The 23,851-nt window shown below is 69.3% G+C and carries 24 protein-coding genes; 19 read left to right on the top strand and 5 right to left on the bottom strand.

Annotated elements, in window-relative coordinates:
* The first annotated feature begins 101 nt into the window (after positions 1 to 101).
* The 16 genes from ACI7BZ_RS12585 (at position 102) to ACI7BZ_RS12510 (ending at position 16,079) form a co-directional block, all read left to right on the top strand.
* Positions 102 to 1,796 carry an acyl-CoA dehydrogenase family protein gene (locus ACI7BZ_RS12585; RefSeq protein WP_414117487.1) on the top strand — a complete coding sequence of 565 codons (1,695 nt, stop codon included), beginning with the start codon at positions 102 to 104 and terminating at the stop codon, positions 1,794 to 1,796.
* A gap of 346 nt (positions 1,797 to 2,142) precedes the next feature.
* Positions 2,143 to 2,424 carry an acyl carrier protein gene (locus ACI7BZ_RS12580; protein WP_012113283.1) on the top strand — a complete coding sequence of 94 codons (282 nt, stop codon included), beginning with the start codon at positions 2,143 to 2,145 and terminating at the stop codon, positions 2,422 to 2,424.
* A gap of 15 nt (positions 2,425 to 2,439) precedes the next feature.
* Positions 2,440 to 2,913, top strand: coding sequence for a 3-hydroxyacyl-ACP dehydratase FabZ family protein (locus ACI7BZ_RS12575; RefSeq protein WP_414117486.1), 474 nt, complete (start codon positions 2,440 to 2,442; stop codon positions 2,911 to 2,913).
* Positions 2,906 to 4,093: a beta-ketoacyl-ACP synthase gene (locus ACI7BZ_RS12570; protein WP_414117485.1), complete on the top strand. Its 1,188-nt coding sequence runs from the start codon at positions 2,906 to 2,908 to the stop codon at positions 4,091 to 4,093. Before ACI7BZ_RS12575 ends, ACI7BZ_RS12570 begins: the two co-directional genes overlap by 8 nt.
* 184 nt (positions 4,094 to 4,277) lie before the next feature.
* Complete coding sequence (locus ACI7BZ_RS12565) at positions 4,278 to 5,561, top strand: beta-ketoacyl-ACP synthase (RefSeq protein WP_414117484.1); 1,284 nt, start codon at positions 4,278 to 4,280, stop codon at positions 5,559 to 5,561.
* 193 nt (positions 5,562 to 5,754) lie between these two features.
* Positions 5,755 to 6,507, top strand: coding sequence for an SDR family NAD(P)-dependent oxidoreductase (locus ACI7BZ_RS12560; RefSeq protein WP_414119159.1), 753 nt, complete (start codon positions 5,755 to 5,757; stop codon positions 6,505 to 6,507).
* 23 nt (positions 6,508 to 6,530) lie between these two features.
* Positions 6,531 to 7,553 (top strand): zinc-binding dehydrogenase, encoded by a 1,023-nt coding sequence (locus tag ACI7BZ_RS12555; protein ID WP_414117483.1) that lies wholly within the window; start codon positions 6,531 to 6,533, stop codon positions 7,551 to 7,553.
* 22 nt (positions 7,554 to 7,575) lie between these two features.
* A complete protein-coding gene (locus tag ACI7BZ_RS12550) occupies positions 7,576 to 8,511 on the top strand; it encodes a lipid A biosynthesis lauroyl acyltransferase (RefSeq protein ID WP_414117482.1) in 936 nt (311 codons plus the stop codon).
* Positions 8,512 to 8,593: 82 nt separating this feature from the next.
* Complete coding sequence (gene purE, locus ACI7BZ_RS12545; RefSeq protein ID WP_414117481.1) at positions 8,594 to 9,076, top strand: 5-(carboxyamino)imidazole ribonucleotide mutase; 483 nt, start codon at positions 8,594 to 8,596, stop codon at positions 9,074 to 9,076.
* 3 nt (positions 9,077 to 9,079) lie between these two features.
* Positions 9,080 to 10,189: a 5-(carboxyamino)imidazole ribonucleotide synthase gene (locus tag ACI7BZ_RS12540; protein WP_414117480.1), complete on the top strand. Its 1,110-nt coding sequence runs from the start codon at positions 9,080 to 9,082 to the stop codon at positions 10,187 to 10,189.
* Positions 10,190 to 10,364: 175 nt separating this feature from the next.
* Positions 10,365 to 10,661: a hypothetical protein gene (locus ACI7BZ_RS12535; protein WP_414117479.1), complete on the top strand. Its 297-nt coding sequence runs from the start codon at positions 10,365 to 10,367 to the stop codon at positions 10,659 to 10,661.
* Between the two features lie 186 nt (positions 10,662 to 10,847).
* Positions 10,848 to 11,078 carry a 30S ribosomal protein S21 gene (gene rpsU / locus ACI7BZ_RS12530; RefSeq protein ID WP_012113273.1) on the top strand — a complete coding sequence of 77 codons (231 nt, stop codon included), beginning with the start codon at positions 10,848 to 10,850 and terminating at the stop codon, positions 11,076 to 11,078.
* 674 nt (positions 11,079 to 11,752) lie between these two features.
* Positions 11,753 to 13,228, top strand: a complete 1,476-nt coding sequence (zwf, locus tag ACI7BZ_RS12525; protein WP_414117478.1) for a glucose-6-phosphate dehydrogenase — start codon at positions 11,753 to 11,755, stop codon at positions 13,226 to 13,228.
* A 9-nt stretch (positions 13,229 to 13,237) separates the two neighbouring features.
* The gene (gene pgl, locus ACI7BZ_RS12520; protein WP_414117477.1) at positions 13,238 to 13,948 is read left to right on the top strand and encodes a 6-phosphogluconolactonase; all 711 of its coding nucleotides are present in this window, start codon (positions 13,238 to 13,240) and stop codon (positions 13,946 to 13,948) included.
* A gap of 16 nt (positions 13,949 to 13,964) precedes the next feature.
* Positions 13,965 to 15,608 carry a glucose-6-phosphate isomerase gene (gene pgi / locus ACI7BZ_RS12515; protein WP_414117476.1) on the top strand — a complete coding sequence of 548 codons (1,644 nt, stop codon included), beginning with the start codon at positions 13,965 to 13,967 and terminating at the stop codon, positions 15,606 to 15,608.
* A gap of 249 nt (positions 15,609 to 15,857) precedes the next feature.
* Positions 15,858 to 16,079, top strand: coding sequence for a hypothetical protein (locus tag ACI7BZ_RS12510; protein WP_414117475.1), 222 nt, complete (start codon positions 15,858 to 15,860; stop codon positions 16,077 to 16,079).
* Between the two features lie 80 nt (positions 16,080 to 16,159).
* Here ACI7BZ_RS12510 and ACI7BZ_RS12505 read toward each other — a convergent pair whose 3' ends face one another.
* The 4 genes from ACI7BZ_RS12505 to ACI7BZ_RS12490 form a co-directional block, all read right to left on the bottom strand.
* A complete protein-coding gene (locus tag ACI7BZ_RS12505; RefSeq protein WP_414117474.1) occupies positions 16,160 to 16,378 on the bottom strand; it encodes a hypothetical protein in 219 nt (72 codons plus the stop codon).
* A gap of 294 nt (positions 16,379 to 16,672) precedes the next feature.
* Positions 16,673 to 17,968, bottom strand: a complete 1,296-nt coding sequence (oxlT, locus tag ACI7BZ_RS12500; protein WP_510803423.1) for an oxalate/formate MFS antiporter — start codon at positions 17,966 to 17,968, stop codon at positions 16,673 to 16,675.
* Between the two features lie 110 nt (positions 17,969 to 18,078).
* Positions 18,079 to 19,308, bottom strand: coding sequence for a formyl-CoA transferase (gene frc / locus ACI7BZ_RS12495; protein ID WP_414117473.1), 1,230 nt, complete (start codon positions 19,306 to 19,308; stop codon positions 18,079 to 18,081).
* A gap of 191 nt (positions 19,309 to 19,499) precedes the next feature.
* On the bottom strand, positions 19,500 to 19,970 hold the full coding sequence (locus ACI7BZ_RS12490; protein WP_414117472.1) for a CBS domain-containing protein: 471 nt from the start codon (positions 19,968 to 19,970) through the stop codon (positions 19,500 to 19,502).
* Positions 19,971 to 20,245: 275 nt separating this feature from the next.
* Between ACI7BZ_RS12490 and ACI7BZ_RS12485 the strand changes: the two genes are divergently transcribed.
* Positions 20,246 to 20,935: a GntR family transcriptional regulator gene (locus ACI7BZ_RS12485; protein WP_414117471.1), complete on the top strand. Its 690-nt coding sequence runs from the start codon at positions 20,246 to 20,248 to the stop codon at positions 20,933 to 20,935.
* Positions 20,936 to 21,050: 115 nt separating this feature from the next.
* A complete protein-coding gene (locus ACI7BZ_RS12480) occupies positions 21,051 to 21,836 on the top strand; it encodes an FkbM family methyltransferase (protein ID WP_414117470.1) in 786 nt (261 codons plus the stop codon).
* 84 nt (positions 21,837 to 21,920) lie between these two features.
* Here the strand turns inward: ACI7BZ_RS12480 and carA are convergent, their stop codons facing one another.
* Positions 21,921 to 23,102 (bottom strand): glutamine-hydrolyzing carbamoyl-phosphate synthase small subunit, encoded by a 1,182-nt coding sequence (gene carA / locus ACI7BZ_RS12475; RefSeq protein ID WP_414117469.1) that lies wholly within the window; start codon positions 23,100 to 23,102, stop codon positions 21,921 to 21,923.
* A gap of 256 nt (positions 23,103 to 23,358) precedes the next feature.
* On the opposite strand from carA, the gene ACI7BZ_RS12470 reads away from it, so the two are divergent.
* Positions 23,359 to 23,817: a GatB/YqeY domain-containing protein gene (locus tag ACI7BZ_RS12470; protein WP_414117468.1), complete on the top strand. Its 459-nt coding sequence runs from the start codon at positions 23,359 to 23,361 to the stop codon at positions 23,815 to 23,817.
* Positions 23,818 to 23,851 lie beyond the last annotated feature (34 nt).

Raw genomic sequence — 23,851 nt, 5'->3', positions numbered from 1 at the left:
CCACTTGGCGCAGGCCTGCGGCCCGGGCGACGCATCCGGGCCCGGTGCCAGGCCGGCCGCACGCTCCCGCACGAGGGGCGGCAGGCCGGCGGGGAAACGCCATGGACCGCACCGCCAGACCGGACGCCGCTTTGCCCGGAACAGGATTGCCCGCCCCCGCTTGGCCCGCCCCTGCTTGGCCGGACGACGGGTGCAACCAGCCCCCGCCCTTCGCCGATGTGAACCTTGCCACCCTCGACGCACCGCTGATGGCGTGCGCCGGGCCCGACGACACGGCCGGCACGCTCGCCGCCTTCGGCGCGCAATGGGGCGGGGCGGACCAGTTCGCCCTCGGCCGCCTCGCCAACGAGAACCCGCCGGAGCTGCACAGCCACGACCCCCAGGGCCGGCGCTGCGACGTGGTGGAATTCCACCCCGCCTATCACGCCCTCATGGCCCAGAGCATGGCGGCGGGCCTGCACGCCTCGGGCTGGGACGGGGCGGGAGCGCACCTTCTGGCGGCGCGTGCCGCACGGCTCTACCTCGTGAGCCAGGTGGAGGCCGGCCATGTGTGCCCCCTCACCATGACCCACGCCGCGCCCGCCGCCCTTGCCGCCGCCCCCCACCTGCTGCGCGAATGGCTGCCGCGCATCCGCTCGCGCATCTATGACGGGCGCTTCCTGCCCTTCTGGGAAAAGGCCGGCGTCACCATCGGCATGGGCATGACCGAGCGGCAGGGCGGCACCGACGTGCGCACGAACCTCACCCGCGCCACGCCGATCGGCGGCGAGGACTACGAAATTACCGGCGCCAAATGGTTCTTCTCCGCGCCCATGAGCGACGCCTTCCTGGTGCTCGCCCAGGCGCCGGGCGGCCTCACCTGCTTTCTCATGCCGCGATTTCGGCCCGACGGCGCGGTGAACGCCCTGCGACTGGTGCGGCTGAAGCGCAAGCTCGGCAACCGGTCCAACGCCTCGTCCGAGGTGGAGTTCGAGCGCGCCTTCGCCTGGCGGGTGGGCGAGGAAGGCCGCGGCATTCCCGCCATCATCGAGATGGTGCAGATGACGCGCCTGGATTGCGCCGTCTCCTCCGCCGGGCTGATGCGCGCGGCGCTCTCCCGCGCCCTGCACCATGCCCGTCACCGCACCGTGTTCCAGAAGAAACTGGTGGACCAGCCGGCCATGACCGGAGTGCTGGCGGACCTTGCCCTCGATGCGGAGGCGTCCACCGCCCTCGTGCTGCGCCTCGCCCGCAGCTTCGACCGCGCCGGCCCCCGCGGCGGCGGCCGGCCGGACGAGGCGGCCCGGGCGCGGGTGCTGACCCCGGTGGTGAAGTTCGCCGTGTGCAAGGCCGCGCCCGGCTTCATCGCCGAGGCCATGGAGGTGCTGGGCGGCAATGGCTATGTGGAGGACTGCGCCATGCCGCGCCTGTATCGCGAGGCGCCGGTGAACGCCATCTGGGAAGGCTCCGGCAACGTCATGGCCCTGGACCTGACGCGGGTGGCGCTGCGCGAGCCGGACGCCATCGCCACGGTCCTCGCCGAGCTGATGCGCGAGGCCGGCGACCTGCCGGGCGCGCGCGAGGCGGCGCAGACGGTGTCCGACTGCCTGCGGGCGCCGGACCGGGAGACGCAGGCGCGCCTTGCCGCCGACCGCCTCGCCACCCTCGCCGCCGCGGCGGCCCTGGCCGAATCGGCACCGGCGGAGGTGGCGCAGGCGTTCGCCGCTACCCGCCTCGCCCGCCCGCGCGGCCCCTACGGCACCAATGATGTGGGGCGGGCGCGGACCCCGCTGCTGGACCGCGCCCTCGTCGCCTGACCCTGCGGCGGCCGGCGCACCGCGCTGAAGCCGCAGGGCAATTCAGCGCGGGCGGGGATTCGCCCGGCGCGGAGGGCGCGTAAGGCCGGCCTGCGGCCTTGCCCCGCGGCCGCCGGCATGCGAAGGACGGGGGCACGCACGGAGCCGCCGCGGGAAAGCCCTGCGCGGGCCGTCGGGCGTCGGCCATTGAAACCTCTTGCAGCCTTCGCTATAGGGGCCGACAACTCATTCCGAAGGGGCCATGCGGCCAACCCTCGGCCCGGGCCGGTACCCTGGCATGATGCGCGAACGCATGATGCGCGCGGGCCGCGCGCAGAGCGGCCGAGTACACGAGAGGCGTCAGTCCATGTCTTCGACGTTCGACACGGTGGCCAATATCATTGCGGAAACCTGCGACATTCCGCGGGACACCATCACGCCGGACAGCCACGCCATCGACGATCTCGGCATCGACAGCCTCGACTTCCTCGACATCGCCTTCGCCATCGACAAGGCGTTCGGCATCAAGCTGCCGCTGGAGCAGTGGACGCAGGAAGTGAACGACGGCAAGGCCACCACCGAGCAATATTTCGTGCTCAAGAACCTGTGCGCCCGCATCGACGAGTTGGTCGCTGCGAAGGCCGCGTGAGGCCGGACGGAATAGATGCGTCCTGAAGTCTTCAAGATGATCGACCGGGTCGTCACCATCGACCCGTCGCTCGAGAAGATCCACTGCCAGGGCATGGTCCCGGAAGAAAGCTCCATCTTCGATGGGCATTTCCCCGGCTATCCCATCATGCCCGGCGTGCTTCTCATCGAGGCCATGGCCCAGACCACCGGCTGGCTGGTGCTGGCGCGCAACCGCTTCGAGAAGATGCCCTTCCTCGCCACGGTGAAGGAAGCAAAGCTGCGCACCTTCGTGCTGCCCGGGCAGAATCTCGACCTGTTCTCGGAGATCCTGCACGAGGGCTCGGGCTTCGTGGTGGCCAAGACCAGCGCCACCCTGGAGGGCAAGCCCATCTGCAACGCCGAGCTCACCTTCCGCGTGCTGCCCTGGCCGGAAGGCAAGATGAAGGCCGTGGTGAAGAAGGTGGCCGAGCACGTCTCCTTCCCCCTAGCGGACTTTGCAGATGCCTGAAACTAAAGGTGACCGGAGCCGGCGCGACGTCTGGATCACCGGCATCGGCCTCGTTTCCTCCCTCGGGGAAGGACCCGACGCCCATTGGCAGGCCCTTGCCAGCGGCGCCGCCCCGGTGATCGACACCACCAGCTTTGCGCCTTATGTGGTGCATCCGCTGGTGAAGGTGAACTTCGACAGCCAGATTCCCAAGAAGGGCGACCAGCGGCAGATGGAGCCCTGGCAGCGCATCGGCACCTATGCGGCCGGCCTTGCCCTCGAGTCGGCCGGGATTGCGAAGAATACCGAAATCCTGTCCAAGACCGACATGATCGTGGCGGCGGGTGGCGGCGAGCGCGACTTCGCCGTGGACGCCGCCATCCTCAATGATCTGGCCACCTCCAACGATGCCGGCCGGCTGCTCAACGAGCGGCTTCTGTCGGACCTGCGGCCCACCTTGTCGCTGGCCCAGCTCTCCAACCTGCTGGCCGGCAACATCTCCATCGTGCACGGCGTCACCGGCTCCTCGCGCACCTTCATGGGCGAGGAGAGCGCGGGCGTGGACGCCACCCGGGTGGCCTTTTCGCGCATCGCCGCCGGACAGAGCGAGATCGCCCTCGTGGGCGGCGCCTACAATGCCGAGCGCGAGGACACGCTGCTCCTCAACGATTTGGACGGCTTCTGCCTGAAGGGCGACTACCGTCCGGTGTTCGAGGCGCCCGGCATCGCCTCCGGCTCCATGGGCGCCTTCCTGGTGCTGGAATCGCCCGAACATGCGCAGGCGCGCGGCGCCACGCCCATCGCCAGGCTCTCCGGCGTGTGGTCGGAGCGGGCGAAGCGCGCGGTGGCCGGCGCCATCGCCGCGCAGGTGGCGGCGCTGCTTTCCGCCGCCGGCGCAGGCGCCGGAACCGCAATCATCTCCGGCGCCACCGGCGCGCAGGAGGCCACCGCCGCGGAGGCCGAGGCGCTGAAGGCCTGCGGCCTGCCGGTGCGCGCGGTGGCCAACCGCCTGGGCCACGGCTTCGAGGCCCAGTTCATCGCCGGCCTGGCGCTGGCGGCGCTGGCGGTGTCCCATGGCACGCTGTTCCCGCCCGCCGCCGGTGATCCGCTGGAGCAGCCGGGCGACGGGGTGGCGCGCATCGTGGTGACGCAGGTGGGCCACTGGCGCGGCGAAGGCGCCGGCCTCGTCGAGAAGGCCTGACGCCGGCCCGGCGCCCCGCGGGGCACGGCAGGCATGATGCGCCGGCGCATTGTCCTCGGCGCCCGCTTCGGCTTATTTTCCGGCCCGTCGGCAGCACCGCCCGCGCGGCATCGGCGCGGCGACGACAGGACCGGGATGGACAGGCGCCTGGGGCGGGCGCGCTTCACAAGAGGGAGCCGCGAACATGACGCAGGCGCATTTGGACAAGTTCGGCCGCCCCATCGTGGTGGTCACCGGCATCGGCCTCGTCACCTCCCTGGGGCAGGGCAAGGACGACAATTGGCGGCGCCTCACCGCGGGCGAATCGGGCATCCACACCATCACCCGCTTTCCCATCGAGGGCATGCGCACCACCATCGCCGGCACGGTGGACTTCCTGTTCGAGGGCCGCGTGGCGGCCCCCAACCTGTCCGAGAAGCTCGCCACCCTCGCCGCCGAGGAAGCCATTGGCGAAGCCGCGATCGGCACATCGGGTGATTTCCCCGGCCCGCTGTTCGCCGCGGTGCCGCCGGTGGAACTGGAATGGCCGGAGCGCCGGCAGATCGCCGATGCGGTGGGCCATTACCCCATCGTCTATCACGACCTCTTGGGCGCCGCCGCCTCGGGCAAGTTCCGCCCCTGGCACGAGCGCTTCCTGTTCGGCTCGGTGGCGGACCGCCTGGCCGACCGTTTCGGCACCCGCGGCCAGCCCATTTCGCTCTCCACCGCCTGCGCCTCGGGGGCCACCGCCATCCAGCTGGGCGTGGAAGCCATCCGCCGCGGCGAGACCGACGTGGCCCTCGCCCTCGGCACCGACGGTTCAGTGCACCCCGAAGCCCTCATCCGCTTCTCGCTGCTCTCGGCCCTCACCACCGCCAACGACAAGCCGGAGGAGGCCGCCCGTCCCTTCGCCAAGAACCGCGACGGCTTTGTGATGGCCGAGGGCGCCGCGGCTTTGGTGCTGGAGAGCTATGCGCATGCGGTGGCGCGCGGGGCGAAGATTCTCGGCGTGCTGGAAGGCTGCGGCGAGATGGCCGACAATTTCCACCGTACCCGCTCCAGCCCCGACGGCCGCCCCATCATCGGCTGCATGACCAATGCCTTCGCCGATGCGGGCGTGACCCCCGACGATGTGGACTACATCAACGCCCACGGCACTTCGACGCCCGAGAACGACCGCATGGAATATGTGGGCATGAAGGCGGTGTTCGGCGAGGAGAAGCTGGCGCGCACCCCCATTTCGTCCAACAAGTCCATGATCGGCCATACGCTGACGGCGGCCGGCGCCATCGAGGCGGCGGTGTCGCTGCTCACCATCGCCAACGGCCGCATCCCGCCCACCATCAATTACCACATCCCCGACCCGGCCATTCCGCTGGACGTGGTGCCCAACGTGGCCCGCGATGCGCAGGTGAAGCGGGTGATCTCCAATTCGTTCGGCTTCGGCGGGCAGAATGTGTGCCTGGTGCTGGCGGGGGAGCCGGCGTGAGGGTGCTGTCCGTCGACGCATGTGCGCCGCGTCCCCTCTCCCACCTGCGGGGAAGGGCCGGGGTGGGGGCGAACCCCTCCGTTGGTGCCACGCTCGAACGTCACGCACACCCCAAGCGATCCTGCCCCCTCCGCAGCCCTCCCCCCCTCGCTAGCCTTCCCCCGCAAGCGGGAGAGGGGACGGGCCGGTGAGTATGGCCAAGCCCATCCTCGTCACCGGCGGCGGGCGCGGGCTCGGGGCGGCCATCGTGCGCGCCCTCGTGGCGGCCGGATATCCCGTCACCTTCACCTACCGCTCGGCGGTCGGCGAGGCGCAGGCGCTGGTGGCCGAGCTTCGCGCCGCCCACCCCGGCTGCACCCTGAACGTCCGGCCCCTCGACCTTGCCGACCGCGCCGCGGTGGAGGCCTTCGCCCAGGAGCTGGAGGCGGGGGACACCTATTTCGGCTTCTGCCACAATGCCGGCGCCTCCTACGACACGCTCGCCGCCATGATCGACCAGGACAAGGCGGAAGCGGTGATGCAGGTCAACCACTTCGCCTTCGTGCGCCTCACCCGCGCCCTGGTGCGGCCCATGACGCGGGCGCGCGCCGGGCGCATCGTCGCCATCGGCTCGGTGGCGGCGCTGCAGGCCAACCAGGGCAATGCCGCCTATGCGGCCTCGAAGGCGGCCCTTCTCGCCCATGTGCGCGGCCTCGCCATCGAGACCGCCCGGCGCGGCGTGACGGTGAATTATGTGGCCCCCGGCTTCATCGACACCGCCATGCTGGAGAAGTTCGCCGACTACCGGGCGAAGATGGAGGCGCAGATCCCCGCCGGCCGCTTCGCCACCCCCGACGACGTGGCCCAGGTGGTGGCCTTTCTCTTCTCCCCCGGCGCGGGCTATATGACCGGCGCCATCCTGCCGGTGGATGGCGGGCTTTCCGCCTCGCTCGCCGCCCACCGCTGACACCCGATTTCACGAGAACAACAATGCGCGCGCTCCAGCTCGTCTCCGACCGCAACCTCCAGCTCGTCGATCTGCCCGCGCCCGATGCCCCCGGCGCCGGCGAGGTGCAGATCAGGGTGAAGGCGCTGGCGCTGAACCATATCGACGTGTGGGGCTGGCGCGGCATGGCCTTTGCCAAGCGCAAGATGCCCCTCGTGGTGGGCGCCGAGGCGGCGGGCGAGATCGTGGCGCTGGGCGCCGACGTGCGCGGCCTCAAGGTGGGGCAGACAGTGGCCATGTACGGCGCCATGACCTGCGGCCATTGCAAGAACTGCCTGGCGGGGCGCGACAACCTTTGCGAGAACGTGGGCGGCGTGCTCGGCTTCCATATCGACGGCTTCGCCCGCGACGTCATCAACATGCCCGAGCGCCTGGTCATCCCCGCGCCCGAGGGCGTGTCGTTCGAGGATGCGGCCTGCGCCGGCATCACCTTCTCCACGGTCGAGCACATGCTGTTCGACAATGCAAAGCTGGAAAAGGGCGAGACCGTGCTGGTGCATGCCGGCGGCTCTGGCATCGGCTCGGCCGCCATCCGCCTGGCGAAGGATGTGGGCGCCACGGTCATCACCACCGTGGGCGACGACGAAAAGCTGGAAAAGGCGAAGGCGCTGGGCGCCGACCATGTGATCAACTACCGCAAGGACCGGTTCGAGCACGAGGTCCGCAAGATCACCAGGAAGGTGGGCGTGGACGTGGTGTTCGAGCATGTGGGCGCGGACACCTGGAACGCCTCGCTGCTCTCCATGAAGCCCGGCGCGCGGCTCGTCACCTGCGGCTCCACCTCGGGTGTGAGCGTGCAGATGAATTTGATGCAGCTGTTCCAGCGCCAGTACAAGATCTTCGGCTCGTTCGGCGCCACCATCCGCAATGTCTCCGAAGGATTGCAGAAGATGGGCCGCGGCATCCTCCCGGTGATCGACACGGTGGTGCCGCTGGAGAATTTCAACGAGGGGCTGGAGCGGCTGGAAAGCCGCAAGGTGTTCGGCAAGATCGTGGTGAAATTCTAGAGCCGGGGCGGCGCGCACGACCGTGGCCCGGCTCCCCCTCCCCGTCCGCAAGATCATCCACCGCCTGAAGCTGGCGCTGGCGCCGGCCGTCGAAGTGCTGGTGGCGGGCTATGTGCGCGGCTCCATCTGGTGGCTCAGGCTGTGGCCGCTGTGGCTCTCGGCCGGCGGCATGGCGTTCTGGGCGCGCACGCTCGGCCCGTTCTTCGCGGTGAGCAAGGTGGCGCGGCGCAACCTTGCCGCCGCCTTCCCTGAGAAGAGCAAGGGGGAGATCAACGCGCTGGTGCGCGGCGTGTGGGCCAACATGGGCCGCCTGTCCGCCGAGTTCGCCCAGCAGGACCGCCTGTGGGACTATGACCCCGCAAGGCCAGATGCCGGCCGCATCGAGGTGAAGGGCGCCGAGATCATGGCGCGGCTGAAGGACGACGGGCGCCCGGCCCTGTTCTTCACCGCCCATACCGGCAATTGGGAGCTGTGCGCCATCGCCGGCGCCAAGCTGGAGGTGCCCGGCGGCGTGCTCTACCGCGCCCCCAACAACAAGCGCGCCGCCGCCATGATCGAGGACATGCGCTCCGGCACCATGCCCGGCCTCATCCGCGCCGGCCGCGATGCCGGGCGGGTGATGGCGCGGATGCTGGCGGACGGCCAGCACCTGGGCATGCTGGTGGACCAATACTGGACCGGCGGGCCGCAGGTGATGTTCTTCGGCCGGCCCTGCGCCACCAATCCCACCCTCGCCCGCCTCGCCCGCCAGTTCGATTGCCCGGTGCACGGCATGCGCGTCATCCGCCTGCCCGGCGCGCGCTTCCGGGTGGAGATCACCGAGGAGGTGGCCCTGCCCCGCGACAGCGAAGGCAAGATCGAGGTGGTGGGCGCCATGCAGGCGGTCACTTCCGTGATCGAAGGCTGGGTGCGCGAATATCCCGACCAGTGGCTGTGGCTGCACCGGCGATGGCGATGAGGGGGGCGGCGCGCGCTTCGCCCTTGCCCGCACGCCTGCGATCCTATAAAGCCGCGCTTTCCTTTTTGCGGGGTCTTGAGGGATGAGCGTGCCTGAGGTGGCCGTCATCATGGGCAGCCAGTCCGATTGGGACACCATGCGCCACGCGTCCGAGACGCTGGATGCGCTGATGGTGCCGCACGAGACGCGCATCGTCTCCGCCCACCGCACCCCGGAGCGCATGTATGCGTTTGCCAGGGGGGCGAAGGCGGAGGGCTTCAAGGTCATCATCGCCGGCGCCGGCGGCGCGGCGCACCTGCCGGGCATGGTGGCCGCGCTGACGCCCTTGCCGGTGTTCGGCGTGCCGGTGCAGTCCAAGGCCCTGTCCGGCCTCGACAGCCTCTATTCCATCGTGCAGATGCCGGCGGGCGTGCCGGTGGGAACGCTGGCCATCGGCGCGGCGGGGGCCACCAATGCCGCCTTGCTCGCCGCCGCCGTGCTCGCCCTCGCCGATCCGGCCCTGGCCGAGCGCCTCGATGCCTGGCGCGCCGCGCGCACGCAGGCCGTGGCCGAGCGGCCGGCCTGACCCATGCTCACGCCCGGCTGCGTCATCGGCATCCTCGGCGGCGGCCAGCTCGGCCGCATGATCGCCCTTGCGGCCGCCGAGCTGGGGCTGAAGACCCACATTCTCTGCCCCGACAAGGACAGCCCCGCCTTCCATGTGAGCGCGCACCACATCTGCGCCGCCTATGACGATTTCGACGCGCTGGAGCGGTTTGCCGCCGGCGTGGACGTGGTGACCTACGAATTCGAGAACGTGCCGCTGGCCACCGCCGAATTCCTCGCCGCCCGCAAGCCCCTGCGACCGGGCGCCAAGGCCCTCGCCATCACCCAGGACCGGCTGGCCGAGAAGAGCTTCGTGCGCGACCTCGGCATCGAGACCGCCCCGTTCGCGCCGGTGGACGACCTCGCGGGACTGGAAGCGGCGGTGGCCGCCCTCGGCCTGCCGGCAGTGCTGAAGACCCGCCGCTTCGGCTATGACGGCAAGGGGCAGGTGATGATCCGCCCCGGCGACGACCTCACCGCCGCCTGGCACGCGCTGGGCCGGCAGAGCGCCATCCTGGAAGGGTTCGTGGCGTTCGAGCGGGAGGTGTCCGTGGTGGCCGCGCGGCGCGGCGACGGGGCGTTCTCGGCCTTCGAGGTGACGCAGAACGTGCACCGCGAGCACATTCTGCACACCTCCACCGTGCCGGCCGAGATCACCCCCGCGGCGGCACGGCAGGCGCGGGCCATGGCCCTCGGCATCGCCGATGCGCTGGACTATGAGGGCGTGTTCGCGGTGGAATTGTTCGTGGTGGGGCGCGGCGCCGCCGAGCGGGTGATCGTGAACGAGATTGCCCCGCGGGTGCACAACAGCGGCCACTGGACCCAGAACGGGGCGGTGACCTCCCAGTTCGAACAGCATGTGCGCGCCATCGCCGGCTGGCCGCTGGGCGAGGTGGCCCGCCTGGGACGGGCGCAGATGACCAACCTCATCGGCGCCGATGTCCACGACTGGCAGGCGCTGCTGGCCGAGCCGGGCGCCCACCTGCACCTCTACGGCAAGGAAGAGGCGCGGGCCGGCCGCAAGATGGGCCATGTGGTGCGGGTGCGGCGCGACCCGCAGGCCTGCGCCAACATTCCCGAGGACGGCTGCTGAAAATTGCGCGGAAAGGCAATTTGCGAATCGCCTTGTTGCCAAACCGTCATGTGACGTGTCTATGATACCTATGTTGACCGCCTCGCCTGCGCCGGCCTGCCGCTGCGCAGGGGGGGCGGCTCATCTGCCGTCGCGTGGGCGCCGGCGATCTTCCATACGGCCTCGGGGGATGCCGATGGGTTGGGACGTTTCCGCGGAAACGCTGCGCCAGCTGGCGCGGCGCATGGCGCAATCCGGCAAGTTCTGCAGCTGGCGCCTCATCCAGATCGAGCTGCGCTTCATGCAGGGCATCCGGGAAGCGGAATCCTGCTTCGGCGACACCGCCATCCGCTTCGAGCTGGACGACCTGTGCCGCCAGGCCCAGCGGCGCCCGGCAGCCGCGCCGGCCCGCACCCAGACCCAGCAGGCCGCAGCGGCGTTCGCTTACCGGCGGCCGGCCGCCGCGCACCTGCGCCTGCGCACCGCGAACTGAGCCGGCGCAAGGCCTCGCACCCTGCCTCCCGCGGGCCGCGGTGTCTGGACAAGCCACCGCGCCTCTGATAAGAGAGCGCTTCTCTCGGACATGCCGAAGAGAGGGCTGACGCCCCATCTTCCCCGGTCCGCAGTTTCAGATCAGGTCAGGCACCGGCTCGGCGCAACAGCTCGAAGAGGTAAACACGTGCAAGTTCTCGTCCGCGACAACAATGTTGATCAGGCCCTCAAGGCGCTCAAGAAGAAGATGCAGCGCGAGGGGATCTTCCGCGAGATGAAGCTGCGTGGTCACTACGAGAAGCCGTCCGAGAAGCGCGCCCGCGAGGAGGCCGAGGCCATCCGCCGCGCCCGCAAGCTGGCCCGCAAGCGCGCCCAGCGTGAAGGCCTCATCCCGTCCAAGCCGCGCCCCACCCGCTGATCAGCGGTTCGCCGCGGACGGCCTGCGCCTATTGAGCCCAAGGGTCTGAGGAAGGCATCTTCCGAAGACGCGGGCTCTGCGGCGAAGGGTTCCGCGGGCGAAGCCTCCTTGAGTATCGAGCTGTTGTCATCCGCGCGGCCGGTTCCGCGCGGATTTTTGGCGTGAGCGTCCCGGCACCCCTTCCACAGCTGCGCCCCGCCTGGACATCGCAATCCCCCCGGCCGCGTGTCGGTGCCGCCATTTTTCGGCCTGTCGGCAGCGTTTCATGGTCCATCGCTTACAATGCCTCCCTGCCCAATGGCACAGGTGTGATGCCGGGTGGGCAAGAGACGGCAAACCCGGCCTCGTTCAATATGTTAGCTAAATTCCCGAGGCCGCTTCCATCGCCCTCGGGGCGGTTCACGCTGGTTTCCCGGGTGAGACGGCGACTCAGCGATCGGTCTGATCGGATCGCGCGTATCCGTTTCCTGCGTGAGAGGGCGATTCACCGATCAAATTGATTCAATTCGATCGGATCGCGCGTATCCGTTTCCTGCGTGAGAGGGCGATTCACCGATCAAATTGATTCAATTCGATCGGATCGCGCTCTAGAGTGCGCCCGCGAGGTCGGGATGCTGCGGCGCATCCGGCACCGCGGCGCAGGCGGGGGCGGCGCCCCCTCATCGGAGAGGCCCATGGTCGCGCGTGTCGTCACGGTCGATCCCTTCGACATCGTTGTTTTCGGCGCCACCGGCGATCTGGCCCGGCGCAAGCTGCTGCCCGCCTTGTTCGAGCGCGATCTCGCCGGCCAGATCCCGGCGGAGGCCCGCATCATCGGCGTGTCCCGCCGCCCCATGCCCGCCGCCGACTTCCGCCGCTTCGCCGGGGATGCGGTGGACGCCTCCGACGGCATCGAGGATGTGGAGCCGGCGCGCGTCGCCGCCTTCCTCGATCGGCTGGATTATGTGGCGGTGGATGCGGTCTCCGACGACGGATGGGCCGAGCTCGCCGCCCTCCTGGCCACCGGCGCGCACCGGGTCCGGGTCTTCTACCTCGCGGTGGGGCCGGACCTGTTCGACCCCATCTGCTCGCGCATCGGCGCCCACCAGCTCGTCACCGAGAAGACCCGGGTGGTGGTGGAAAAGCCCGTGGGCAAGGACCTCGCCTCGGCGCGGGAGGTCAATGCGGCGGTGGGCAAGGTGTTCCGTGAGGAAGCGGTGTTCCGCATCGACCACTATCTCGGTAAGGAGACGGTGCAGAACCTGATGGCGCTGCGCTTCGCCAATGCTCTGTTCGAGCCGGTGTGGAACAACGCCCACATCGACCATGTGCAGATCACCGTGGCCGAGAGCATCGGCACCGCGGGGCGCGCGGGCTATTACGACACCGCCGGTGCCCTCCGGGACATGGTGCAGAACCACATTCTCCAGTTGCTCTGCCTCGTCGCCATGGAGCCGCCCGTCACCCTCGACGCCGATGCGGTGCGCGACGAGAAGCTCAAGGTGCTGAAGGCGCTGGAGCCCATCAACGAGGCCAACGCCGCCCAGCTCACCGTGCGCGGCCAGTATCGCGCCGGGGCCTCCGCCGGCGGCGCGGTTCCCGGCTATCTGGAGGAACTGGGCTCCGGCGCCTCGGAAACCGAGACCTTCGTCGCCCTGAAGGCGGAGATCAGCAACTGGCGCTGGGCCGGCGTTCCCTTCTATCTGCGCACCGGCAAGCGCCTTGCCTCCCGCGTGTCCGAGATCGTGGTGGCCTTCCGCCCCATCCCCCATTCGGTGTTCGACAGCCACGCCGGCCCCATCATGGCCAACCGTCTCGTCATCCGCCTGCAGCCGGACGAGGGGGTGAAGCTCTGGCTCATGATCAAGGACCCCGGCCCGGGCGGCATGCGGCTGCAGCATGTGCCCCTCGACATGAGCTTCGCCAGCGTGTTCGGGGTGCGCAACCCGGACGCCTACGAGCGCCTGATCATGGACGTGATCCGCGGCAACCAGACCCTGTTCATGCGCCGCGACGAGGTGGAGGCCGCCTGGCAATGGGTGGGGCCCATCTTGGATGCCTGGCGCACCACCCATGAGGCGCCCCGGCCCTACACCGCCGGCACCTGGGGCCCGTCCGCCGCCATCGCCCTCATCGAGCGCGACGGGCGCACCTGGACCGACGACGCCTGAGGCCCGGCCATGAGCGGCGCATCCCCCATCGCCCTTGTCCCCTATGCGGACGCCGCGGCCCTGGCGCGCGCTCTGGCGGCCCATGTGGCGGAAGCGCTGCGCGCGCGCCTCGCCCGCGATGACGCGGCAAGCCTTGCCGTCTCGGGTGGGCGCACGCCGGTGCACTTCCTGGAAGCCCTCGGCGGCGCGCCGCTGGACTGGCGCCGCATCGCCGTCACCCTGGTGGACGAACGCTGGGTGCCGGAGACGTCGGATCGCTCCAACGCCGCTTTGGTGCGCCGCCACCTCTTGCAGGGACCGGCCGCCGCCGCGCGCTTCGTGCCGCTCTATACCGGCGACGCCACGCCGGAGGAGGGCCTCGCCGCCGCCACGGCCGCGGTGGCGGCCCTGCCCGCCCCCTTCGCCGCCGTGGTGCTGGGCATGGGCGACGATGGGCACACCGCCTCCTTCTTTCCCGGCGCCCCCACCCTTGCCGCCGCCATCGACCCCGCCGGCCCGGCGCCGCTGGTGGCGGTGCGGGCGCCGGCGGCGGGAGAACCGCGAATCACCTTCGCCCTGCCGCCCCTCCTGGCGGCCGACACGGTGCTGCTACATATCGAAGGCATGACCAAGCGGACGGTGCTGGAGCGTGCCTGCACGGACGGTGCGACGGCGGAGCTGCCGATCCGCGCCGTGCTGCGCAATGCCCCTGCGCCGCTCGATGTGCTGTGGTGCCCCTGACGGAGATTTCACGCCCATGACGCTTCCCGGCCCCGCCACCGACGCCGCCTTCGAGGCTCTCTCCGCCGCCTGGGCCGGCCGCAGGACCCGCATCCTCGATCTGTTCGCGGCACCGGACCGGTTCGAGCGCTTCTCCTGCGCCTATGGCGACCTGCTGCTCGACTTCTCCAAGACCGCCATCACCGACGAGGTGCTGGCGCTGCTGCTGGATCTGGCGGCCGCCGGCCAGGTGGAGCAATGGCGCGACGCCATGTTCGCGGGCGACCACATCAACCTGACCGAAGACCGGGCCGTGCTGCACAGCGCCCTGCGCGCGGGCGCCGGCGCCGCGCTGCCGGTGGACGGCATCGACGTGATGCCGGGGGTCGAGGAGACCCTGCGGCGCCTCGCCGATTTCTCCACCGCGGTGCGGGAGGGGCGGATCGCCGGCGCCCGCGGGCACGTCTTCACGGATGTGGTGAACATCGGCATCGGCGGCTCGGACCTCGGCCCGGCCATGGTGACCGGTGCGCTGGCGCCCTATCACGACGGGCCGCGCTGCCATTTCGTCTCCAACGTGGACGGCGCCCACATCGCCGATGTGCTGAAGGGGCTGAACCCGGCCACCACCCTTTTCATCGTGGCCTCGAAGACCTTCACCACGGTGGAAACCATGCGCAACGCCGCCACGGCGCGCGCCTTCATCGCCGATGCCCTGGGCGAGGACGCGGTGGGCGCGCATTTCGCAGCCGTCTCCACCGCGCTTGAGCGGGTGAAGGCGTTCGGCATCTCCCCCGAGCGCGCCTTCGGCTTCTGGGATTGGGTGGGCGGGCGCTATTCCGTGTGGTCGGCGGTGGGCCTGCCGGTGATGATCGCCATCGGCCCGTCGCGGTTCGGCGAGTTCCTCACCGGCGCCGCGGCCATGGACGCGCATTTCCGCTCGGCGCCGCTGGCGCAGAACCTGCCGGTGCTGCTGGCCCTGGTCGGCCTGTGGCACCGCAATGCCTGCGGCTTTCCCAGCCGGGCCGTCATTCCCTACGACCAGCGGCTGGCGCGCCTGCCCGCCTATCTCCAGCAGCTGGACATGGAGAGCAACGGCAAGAGCGTGCGCCGCGACGGCAGCCCGGTGGCCCGCGCCACCGGCCCCATCGTGTGGGGCGAGCCGGGCACCAATGCGCAGCATGCCTTCTTCCAGCTGCTGCACCAGGGCACGGACATTGTGCCGGTGGAATTCCTGGTGGCGGCGGAAGGGCACGAGCCCGGCCTCAAGGCGCACCAGGACCTGCTGGTGGCCAATTGCCTCGCCCAGTCCGAGGCGCTGATGCGCGGGCGCAGCCTGGAGGCGGCGGCGGAGCAATTGCGCGCCCGCGGGCTTTCGGAAGCCGATATCGCGCAGCTTGCCCCGCACCGCGTATTCCCCGGCGACCGGCCGTCCGTGACCATCGCTTATGCCCAGCTCGACCCCTTTACCCTGGGCCGGCTGATCGCCCTCTACGAGCACCGGGTGTTCGTCGAGGCGGCGGTGTGGGGCATCAATGCCTTCGACCAGTGGGGCGTGGAGCTGGGCAAGGAGCTGGCGACCCAGTTCCTCCCTGCGGTGACCGAGGGGGTGCTTCCCCCGGGCGCCTCCCCCTCCACGGCCGGCCTTTTGGGCCATCTGGACGCCATCACCAAGACCTGAGCGCAGGGCCCCGCGGAGAGCAAGACCCCGCCAGGGAGCGCAGCCTCCCCGCCGGGCGGGGGACGCGACCGCGCGCCGCCTTCCCGGCGGCGATGCTGCATGGCACTGCTGTGCGCGCTGCCATGCAGCATTGCGGGTCGCCTCTGCGTATTATGTATACCACAGAAGCCGTAGGCTGGCCTAAGAAGACGGGGAACGGGCGCGTCGTCGCCCGGGTTTTCGGCACTTGAGGTGCCGGGGGACTTGACCATGAACGCGCTTGAACTGACGGCCTACGGACTTTTCGGCATTGTGCTCTCGCTCGCCGCCACGGGCCTTTCCGCGCAGACGCCCTATATGACGGTAGCCGGCGCCGGCGGCATCCCGCTGGAAGACGTGCTGCTGTCCAACCCGGAACCGCGCTGGGCGCAGTATCGCCACGCGGCGGTTTCCGCCGATTCGCGGATGCAGGCGGGGCGCACCGGCTTCTGAGCGAATCGAAAAAGGAGGGTGCGGCAAGCCGCCCCCTCCAGTCGGGCCCGGGGTAGGTGGGCCGATGGGATGGACCTGGCCTATCCGGCAACCCGGGGGCTCGCCGCCTCCACCGCCTGGCTGGCGGTGGCCTGGCTGACGAAGCGGGCGCGCAGCGGCTTCAGCACGAGCAGGGCCATGAGCGCGGCGAGGCTGTCGGCCATGGAGTTCAGCACCCAGGACAGGCTGCACAAAATGGCGCCGATGAAGACGACGATGCGCGGACAGAACGTGTCCACGAACCAATCCGAGGCGAACATGTCAGTCGGCCCGATGAGGCAAACAGCCTGCGGGGACAGGCCGATGGGCTGCCCAGCCCAGGCGCGCGCTGCCTCACACCGGCGCAGGCCGTCGCGAGCGCCGCGGAGCCGGGCGCCGGACAAAATCGCCGAGCACAAAAAAACCCCGGCCGAAGCCGGGGCATGAGGAGCCGCTCGGGTGAGCGGCGGAGGGACCTGTTCTGCCGCGGCCCGGGCCATGGCCGGAGGGTGGCGGCGAAGTCCGGGGCTGCTGCGGGCAATGCGGTGGCGGCCGCCCGCAGCGCCGTGGTTCGATCAGGCCGTCGCCTCGCGGGTGGCGGCGGCCGCCGCGGCAGCTTCCTGGTTCATCCGGTGATGGCGGGCGAGCAGGGGACGCAGCACGAACAGGGCGGCGAAGGCGGCCGTCAGGTCCATGGCCGCCACCGTGTAGAGCACGGTGGTCCAGGTGCCCGTCGCCTCCATCAGGATGTTGGCCATGGGCACCAGCAGGGCGGCGAAGCCTTTGGCGGTGTAGAGCATGCCGTAGATCTTGCCGATGTGCTTGGAGCCGAAGGTGTCCGCGGCGGTGGCCGAGAACAGGGAGTAGACTTCGCCCCAGGCAAGGAAGACCACGCCCGACAGGAAGATGAACGCCCAGGGATTGGTACCGAACGTGCCCAGGGCGACAATGCCGATGCCTTCCAGCGCGAAGGCGAAGAACATGGTCTTCTCACGGCCGATATGGTCGGAAACCCAGCCGAAGAAGGGCCGCGAGAAGCCGTTGAGGATGCGGTCCAGCATCAGCGCGAACGGCAGGGCCGCCATCGCGAAGAAGTAGAGGTTGACGTCGATGTGCTTGACGCCCAGGTCCTCGGCGATCACGCCCAGCTGCGCCACGGCCATCAGGCCGCCGGACACGGTGAGGATGAACATCACCAGCATGGTCCAGAACACCGGGGTCTGCAGCGCCTCGCCCAGGGTATAGTCGCGGCGGCTCTGCGCCACGGTGGACGAGTAGGTGACATCATCCTTGGACGGCGCCCGCAGGAAGCCGGCGGCAAGCATGATCACCGCGCCCTGCACCAGGCCGAAGGTGAAGAAGGTCTCCTGGTAGCCGCTGGACTTGATCATGGCGGCGATGGGCAGGATGGTCAGCACCGTGCCCGAGCCATAGCCGGCGGCGGTGAGGCCCACCGCGAGGCCGCGGCGATCGGGGAACCACTTCAGCGCCGCGTTGATGCAGGTGGCATAGACGCAGCCGACGCCGATGCCGCCCACGGCCGCCGCCACGTAAAGGGCGGTGAGGGAGGTGGCATAGGAGTTCAGCACCCAGCTGAGGCCGGTAAAGAGGCCACCCACCAGCACCATGGTGCGCGGGCCGTATTTGTCGATGAAATAGCCCTCGATCGGGGTCAGCCAGGTCTGCACCACCACGAAGACGGTGAAGGCCACCTGCACGGACGCGCGCGACCAGCCATGCGTGGTCACGATTTCCGGGACGAAAAGCGTCCAGGAATACTGGATGTTCGCGGCTGCAACCATGCAGACCACGCCGGCAATCAATTGCATCCAGCGGTTTGTTGCTGGCGCCTTTACAGCGGACTCGACCATTTTTCCTACCCCTTACGGACCATTTTTATCTGATTTGTCTGTTTAACCGCCCCACCCTCTTGTTATCCCTCATGGAGCGGCGGATTTCTGATCGGAGGTTTGCCCCTCCGTCACACGGCACCGGCGGCACGCATGCCGGCGATCTCGTCCTGGCTGAAGCCGAGGCTGGCGAGCACCTCGTCGGTGTGCTCGCCCAGCAGCGGCGCGCGGTCCACCGGCACCTCACTCGCCGACATGCGAATGGGGGAGCCGACGGTCACATAGGTGCCCCGTTCCGGGTGCGGCACCTCCACCAGGAAGCCGCGCTCGTAGAGGGCGCGGTCGTCCAGGATGTCCTGGGTGGAGAGCACCGGCCCGCACGGAACGTCGATGGCGTTGAGCGCCGCCATCACCTCGAATTTGGTGCGCTTGACGGTCCAGCGCTCGATCACCTCGAAGCACTGCTCCAGCCGCTGGGCGCGGGCCTCGTGGGCGGCGAACTTGGGATCGTCGATGAGGTCCTTGCGGCCCACCAGGCGCATCAAAGGCGCCCAGCCCTGGGGCTGGATGATGACGTAGCAATAATCGTTCTCGCCCCCCGGCGCGCAGCGCAGGGCCGCCCCCGGCTGGCCGCCGCCGGAGCAATTGCCGGCCCGCGGCACGCTTCCGCCCTCGGGCGCGCCGGGATATTCCGGCAGCGGCCCGGCGCCGAGGCGCTGCTGATCGCGCAGCTTCACCCGCAGCAGGTTCATGACGCAGTCCTGCATGGCCACGTCCACCTTCTGCCCCTCGCCGGTGACGGTGCGCTGGAACAAGGCGGCGAGGATGCCGGCCACGCAATGGATGCCGGTACCCGTATCGCCGATCTGGGCGCTGGAGGCGGTGGGCGGCCCCGAGCGCCAGCCGGTGGTGCTCATGGCGCCGCCCATGGCCTGGGCGATGGTTTCGTAGGCCTTCGCCTCGACCCCGGAGCCCTCCGCGAAGCCGCGGATGGAGGCATAGACGAGCCGCGGATTGCGGGCGCGCACCGCCTCATAGCCGAAGCCCTGGCGATCGAGCACGCCGGGGCCGAAATTCTCCACCAGCACGTCGCTCGCCTCGATGAGGCGGAACAGCGCGTCCTGGCCCTGCTGCGTCTTGATGTTCAGCGTCACGCTGCGCTTGTTGGCGTTCAGCATGGTGAAATACAGACTGTCCACGTTGGACTTGTCCCGAAGCTGCGTGCGGGTGATATCCCCGCGCCGCGGCATCTCGACCTTGACAACATCGGCCCCGAGCCAGGCGAGCAATTGCGTCGCCGACGGGCCGGACTGCACGTGCGTCATGTCCAGGACGCGCACGCCGTCGAGCGCCTTGCCCATGCACCACTCCCGGATTTCCTGCCCTGGTCTGGTAGAGCGCCGGTCTGTGCCGGCTTGGACTGGCCCTTAGGGTATCGTCCGTGGCATATCGGTGTACGAAATTACGTATGCCAGATACAAAAGACTAACACCGCTCCCCGCCGCCCGCAATCCTTTTGATCGACCGCCGGCGGGGTGGTGTCTGCGCGCCGTCAGCGCAGGGCGCTGAGGCCCGGCGAAAGCGCGCCCTTGGCCGGCTCGGCCAACACGCTCACCTCGGATTCCCGCAGGTAGTGGCGCATGAGATCGGTGGCGCTGATGACGCCCACGAGGTTGTAGTCCTCGATCACCGGCAGATGGCGCACCTGGTGTTCGTCCATCAGCCGCAGCACGGTGTGGATGCTGTCGGCAAGGCGGCAGGCGATCACCTCCCGCTTCAGGAGGCTGGCCAGCACCACCTTCGGCGTGTTGGGCCCGTGCGCCAGCACCGCGCGCGTCACGTCACGCTCGGAGAAGACGCCGACAACGGTGTTGCCTTCCGTGCGGCACACATCCTTCACCACCACGGAAGAGATGTTCTCGCGCTTCATCACCAGCACCGCATCGGCCACGGTTTCGTGCATGCGCATGGTGATGATGCGGGTATCGCGCTTCTCGCGCAGGATATCGTCCACGCTAATCATTGGCGTCCTCCCTCGGCGTCGGGTTCGCCGGAGCGCGGGGCCGGTCCATCGCCGTCCCGTCACGGGGATGATGCTGGTATTCAGAATACAATCTGTCAACGCACAACGCGGCGCCATCTGGAAGGATTATATGCTGCATTGCGACAAATCCGTCCGTGGATGCGGCATTACTTGCCCTGACGCGCGCGGCCTGCCATCTGATATGATGTATTTGGTGCGCAGCGTAGAGACTCAGCGGGCGCCGCGTCGGGAAAGCCTAAGGCGAAGGGGTGCGGATGACGTACCAGGATATCAACGTGAAGCCGATCGAGACCGAATCGAGCTTCCGGATGAAGGCATACAAGGCCCTCAAGGCCGCCATCATGGAAATGGACATCTATAGCCACGCCGAGGAAATACGCCTGGAGGAGCGCCAGCTCTCCGAAAAGCTCGGCGTGTCGCGCACCCCCATCCGGGAAGCCATGACGCTCCTGGAGCAGGAAGGCTTCGTGCGCTCGGTTCCGCGGCGCGGCATCTTCGTGGTGCGCAAGTCCAAGCGCGAGATCATCGAGATGATCACCGTGTGGGCGGCGCTGGAGAGCATGGCCGCCCGCCTCGCCTGCGAGCGCGCCACCGACGCGGAAATCCGCCAGCTGCGCGAGAATGTGCGCGCCTTCGCCGACCGCGACCCGGAGGAATATGTCTCGGAATATTCCGAGGCCAACCTCGCCTTCCACAAGCTCATCATCCGCATGTCGGGCTGCCGGCTCATCGCCGAGACCACGGAAAGCCTGTTCCCCCATATGCGCGGGGTGCGCAAGGTCACCATCGGCCAGGATCACCGGGCCCAGCATTCCATCGTGGACCACAACCGCATCGTCGCCGCCATCGAGAAGCGCGATGCCGACCTTGCCGAACGGCTGGTGCGCGAGCACACGCTGGGCCTCGCCCGCCATGTGGCCGAGCACGGCCACTTCCTCGACTGACCTATTGGCATTCTCTTTTTTGAGTTTGGAGGGCGATTCACCGAGCAAATTGATTCAATTTGCCCGGATCGCGCTCTAAGAGTGGCTTCTCCCCCGGCCGGGGGCGGGAGGACCCATGCCACGTGGGTCCGCAGAAGGGCAGCCCCGTCACGCCATGCGCTACGCCAATCTCGTGAAGAACATTTCCAACTGGCCCACCTATTTCGCGTTCAAATACGGCCTCACCAAAGCCCCCCTCGCCCGCTTCCGCCTGCGCTCCGGCTTCGACGTGAAGGTCCCGCGCGAGGTGCTGCACGAGTTCAAGGAGGTGTTCTTCGACGAGGCCTATCTCGCCGGAATGCCGCTGCCGGTGCCGGCCGGCGGCATGGTGGTGGATATCGGCGCCAACATCGGCGCCTTCAGCATGTTCGCCCTGCACCGCCTCGACGCCGGCCGGGTGATCGCCTTCGAGCCCGACCCGGTGAACTTCGCCCACCTTTCCGCCAATGCCGCCCTCGCCCCGGCCGGGCGTCTCGTGGCCATGCAGCAGGCGGTGGCCGACCAGGCGGGGGAAATGACCTTCCACCGCGGCAACACCGGCGGCGTCTCCACCTCCGGCTCCCTGCTCAGCACCAAGGGCGAGAAGGTGACGGTGGCCACCACCACCCTCGACGACGTGTTCGCCCGCCACGGCATGGACACCTGCGATTTCCTCAAGATGGACTGCGAGGGGGCGGAATACGCCATCCTCTACGGCACCCCCGCCGCCACCCTCGCCCGCATCCGCCAGATGGTGATCGAGGTGCACGACCAGCGCCAGCCGCCGCGCACCCGCTCCGACCTGAAGGCCCATCTGGTGGCCCAGGGCTTTAGCGTGAAGGACGGCATGCACGACCTGCTGTGGGCCTGGCGGGAGGGCTGAAGCCCCGCCCGCCGCGCCGGAATGCGAAAGGGGCCGGCATCGCGCCATGCCGGCCCCTTTCCTTGCCTGCATCGCGGGCGCCGCTCAGGCCGCCTTGTTCTTCTCGATCAGCGCCACGAACCGGTCGAACAGATAGTGGCTGTCCTGCGGGCCGGGGCTCGCCTCGGGATGGTATTGCACCGAGAACACCGGGCGGTCGGCCAAGGCGATGCCGGCGTTGGAGCCGTCGAACAGGGAGACATGGGTCTCCACCGCATTGGCCGGCAGGCTGTCCCGGTCCACGGCGAAGCCGTGGTTCATGGAGGTGATCTCCACCTTGCCGGTGGTCAGGTCCTTCACCGGGTGGTTCGCCCCGTGGTGGCCCTGGTGCATCTTCACGGTGCGCCCGCCCACCGCAAGGCCGATCATCTGGTGGCCCAGGCAGATGCCGAAGGTGGGAATGCCGGTGGCGATGATCTCGCGGATCACCGGCACCGCATATTCCCCGGTCGCCGCCGGGTCGCCGGGGCCGTTGGAGAGGAACACGCCGTCGGGCGCCAATTCAAGGATGTCCTGCGCCGAGGCGGTGGCCGGCACCACGGTGACCTTGCAGCCGGCGCGGGCGAGCAGGCGCAGGATGTTGCGCTTCACGCCATAGTCCACCGCCACCACATGGTGGCGCGGCGCCTCCTGCCGGCCATAGCCCTTGTCCCACTCCCAGGTGGTTTCGTCCCAGCCGAATCGCTGGGCCGAGGTGACGCCGGGCACGAGGTCCATGCCCACCAGCCCCGGCCAGGCGCGGGCCTGCGCCTTCAGCGCCTCCAGGTCGAACACGCCGTCGGCGGCGTGAGCGATGACCGCGTTGGGCATTCCCGCCTCGCGGATCAAGGCGGTGAGGGCGCGGGTGTCGATGCCGGTGATGCCGGGAATGCCGCGGGCCTTCAGCCAGTCGCCGAGGTGGCGGGTGGCGCGGTAGCTGGAGGGGTCGGTCACCGCCGTGCGCAGCACCACCCCGCGCACGCCGGAGGCCTGGGCCAGGGACACCGTTTCGATGTCCTCTTCATTGGTGCCCACATTGCCGATGTGCGGGAAGGTGAAGGTGATGATCTGCCCGGCATAGGAGGGATCGGTGAGGATCTCCTCATAGCCGGTGATGGCGGTGTTGAAGCACACTTCCCCGGCAAGGCTGCCTTCGGCGCCGATGCCGAATCCTTCGAGCACCGTGCCGTCGGCGAGCACCAGCACGGCGGTGGGCCGCGGCTCGCTCCAGCCTTCGGCGGAGGTCATCGCAGCGCGGCCTTCGGCCGGTGCGGTCGGAGCGTGATCTTGTTCGTTCGTCATGGATCGCCTAGATAGAGGCTCGCGCGCCGCGTTTCCAGCGTCATGCGCGCGAATTTGTGCGTCGCGGTGCCCGTCGGCCGCGCGCCCACACAGGTAGACCCTGTGTGTGGCAGCATCGCGGAAGGGGCCGCATCGCCATCTGCCCGTTCCCGCCGACCCGCGCGCCCTTCCCGGACAGGTTTCAGACAAGGACACACGTTCCGTGCTTCGTGACGACATCAATGCGGCTCTGAAAGAGTCGCTGAAAGCCCAGGACAAGCGGCGCACCGGCACGCTGCGCCTCATCAACGCGGCGTTGAAGGACCGCGACATCGAGCAGCGCGGCCACGGCAAGGACCCGCTGAGCGACGACGAGCTGCGCGCCCTGCTCGCCAAGATGGTGAAGCAGCGCGAGGAAAGCGCGAAGATCTACGACGAGGCCGGCCGCCCCGAGTTGGCCGAGCAGGAGCGCGAGGAAATCGTCTACATCCAGGCCTTCCTGCCGCAGCAGCTCTCCGAGGCGGACACCCGCGCCGCCATCGCCGCGGTGATCGCCGAGATCGAGGCCAAGGGCATCAAGGACATGGGCCGCACCATGGCGGTGCTGAAGGAGCGCCACGCCGGCGCCATCGACTTCGGCAAGGCCTCCGGCTGGGTGAAGGAAGCGCTCACCGCCGCCTGACCCCCCGTCCGGCCGCGTCCCCCGGGCGCGGCCG

Source organism: Xanthobacter sp. AM11, assembly GCF_047444035.1.
Lineage (GTDB): Bacteria > Pseudomonadota > Alphaproteobacteria > Rhizobiales > Xanthobacteraceae > Xanthobacter.
This window is presented reverse-complemented; position numbering and strand designations above follow the sequence as displayed.

Bases quoted from the DNA above. Each gene is read 5' to 3' on its own strand.
- ACI7BZ_RS12580 (WP_012113283.1), top strand. From the start codon at position 2,143: ATGTCTTCGACGTTCGACACGGTGGCCAATATCATTGCGGAAACCTGC.
- zwf (WP_414117478.1), top strand. From the start codon at position 11,753: ATGGTCGCGCGTGTCGTCACGGTCGATCCCTTCGACATCGTTGTTTTC.
- carA (WP_414117469.1), bottom strand. From the start codon at position 23,102: ATGACCTCCGCCGAAGGCTGGAGCGAGCCGCGGCCCACCGCCGTGCTG.
- oxlT (WP_510803423.1), bottom strand. From the start codon at position 17,968: ATGGTCGAGTCCGCTGTAAAGGCGCCAGCAACAAACCGCTGGATGCAA.
- ACI7BZ_RS12490 (WP_414117472.1), bottom strand. From the start codon at position 19,970: ATGATTAGCGTGGACGATATCCTGCGCGAGAAGCGCGATACCCGCATC.
- ACI7BZ_RS12570 (WP_414117485.1), top strand. From the start codon at position 2,906: ATGCCTGAAACTAAAGGTGACCGGAGCCGGCGCGACGTCTGGATCACC.
- ACI7BZ_RS12585 (WP_414117487.1), top strand. From the start codon at position 102: ATGGACCGCACCGCCAGACCGGACGCCGCTTTGCCCGGAACAGGATTG.
- frc (WP_414117473.1), bottom strand. From the start codon at position 19,308: ATGGGCAAGGCGCTCGACGGCGTGCGCGTCCTGGACATGACGCACGTG.
- ACI7BZ_RS12540 (WP_414117480.1), top strand. From the start codon at position 9,080: ATGCTCACGCCCGGCTGCGTCATCGGCATCCTCGGCGGCGGCCAGCTC.
- ACI7BZ_RS12535 (WP_414117479.1), top strand. From the start codon at position 10,365: ATGGGTTGGGACGTTTCCGCGGAAACGCTGCGCCAGCTGGCGCGGCGC.
- ACI7BZ_RS12480 (WP_414117470.1), top strand. From the start codon at position 21,051: ATGCCACGTGGGTCCGCAGAAGGGCAGCCCCGTCACGCCATGCGCTAC.
- purE (WP_414117481.1), top strand. From the start codon at position 8,594: ATGAGCGTGCCTGAGGTGGCCGTCATCATGGGCAGCCAGTCCGATTGG.
- ACI7BZ_RS12485 (WP_414117471.1), top strand. From the start codon at position 20,246: ATGACGTACCAGGATATCAACGTGAAGCCGATCGAGACCGAATCGAGC.
- ACI7BZ_RS12505 (WP_414117474.1), bottom strand. From the start codon at position 16,378: ATGTTCGCCTCGGATTGGTTCGTGGACACGTTCTGTCCGCGCATCGTC.
- pgi (WP_414117476.1), top strand. From the start codon at position 13,965: ATGACGCTTCCCGGCCCCGCCACCGACGCCGCCTTCGAGGCTCTCTCC.
- ACI7BZ_RS12565 (WP_414117484.1), top strand. From the start codon at position 4,278: ATGACGCAGGCGCATTTGGACAAGTTCGGCCGCCCCATCGTGGTGGTC.
- ACI7BZ_RS12555 (WP_414117483.1), top strand. From the start codon at position 6,531: ATGCGCGCGCTCCAGCTCGTCTCCGACCGCAACCTCCAGCTCGTCGAT.
- pgl (WP_414117477.1), top strand. From the start codon at position 13,238: ATGAGCGGCGCATCCCCCATCGCCCTTGTCCCCTATGCGGACGCCGCG.
- ACI7BZ_RS12575 (WP_414117486.1), top strand. From the start codon at position 2,440: ATGCGTCCTGAAGTCTTCAAGATGATCGACCGGGTCGTCACCATCGAC.
- ACI7BZ_RS12510 (WP_414117475.1), top strand. From the start codon at position 15,858: ATGAACGCGCTTGAACTGACGGCCTACGGACTTTTCGGCATTGTGCTC.
- ACI7BZ_RS12560 (WP_414119159.1), top strand. From the start codon at position 5,755: ATGGCCAAGCCCATCCTCGTCACCGGCGGCGGGCGCGGGCTCGGGGCG.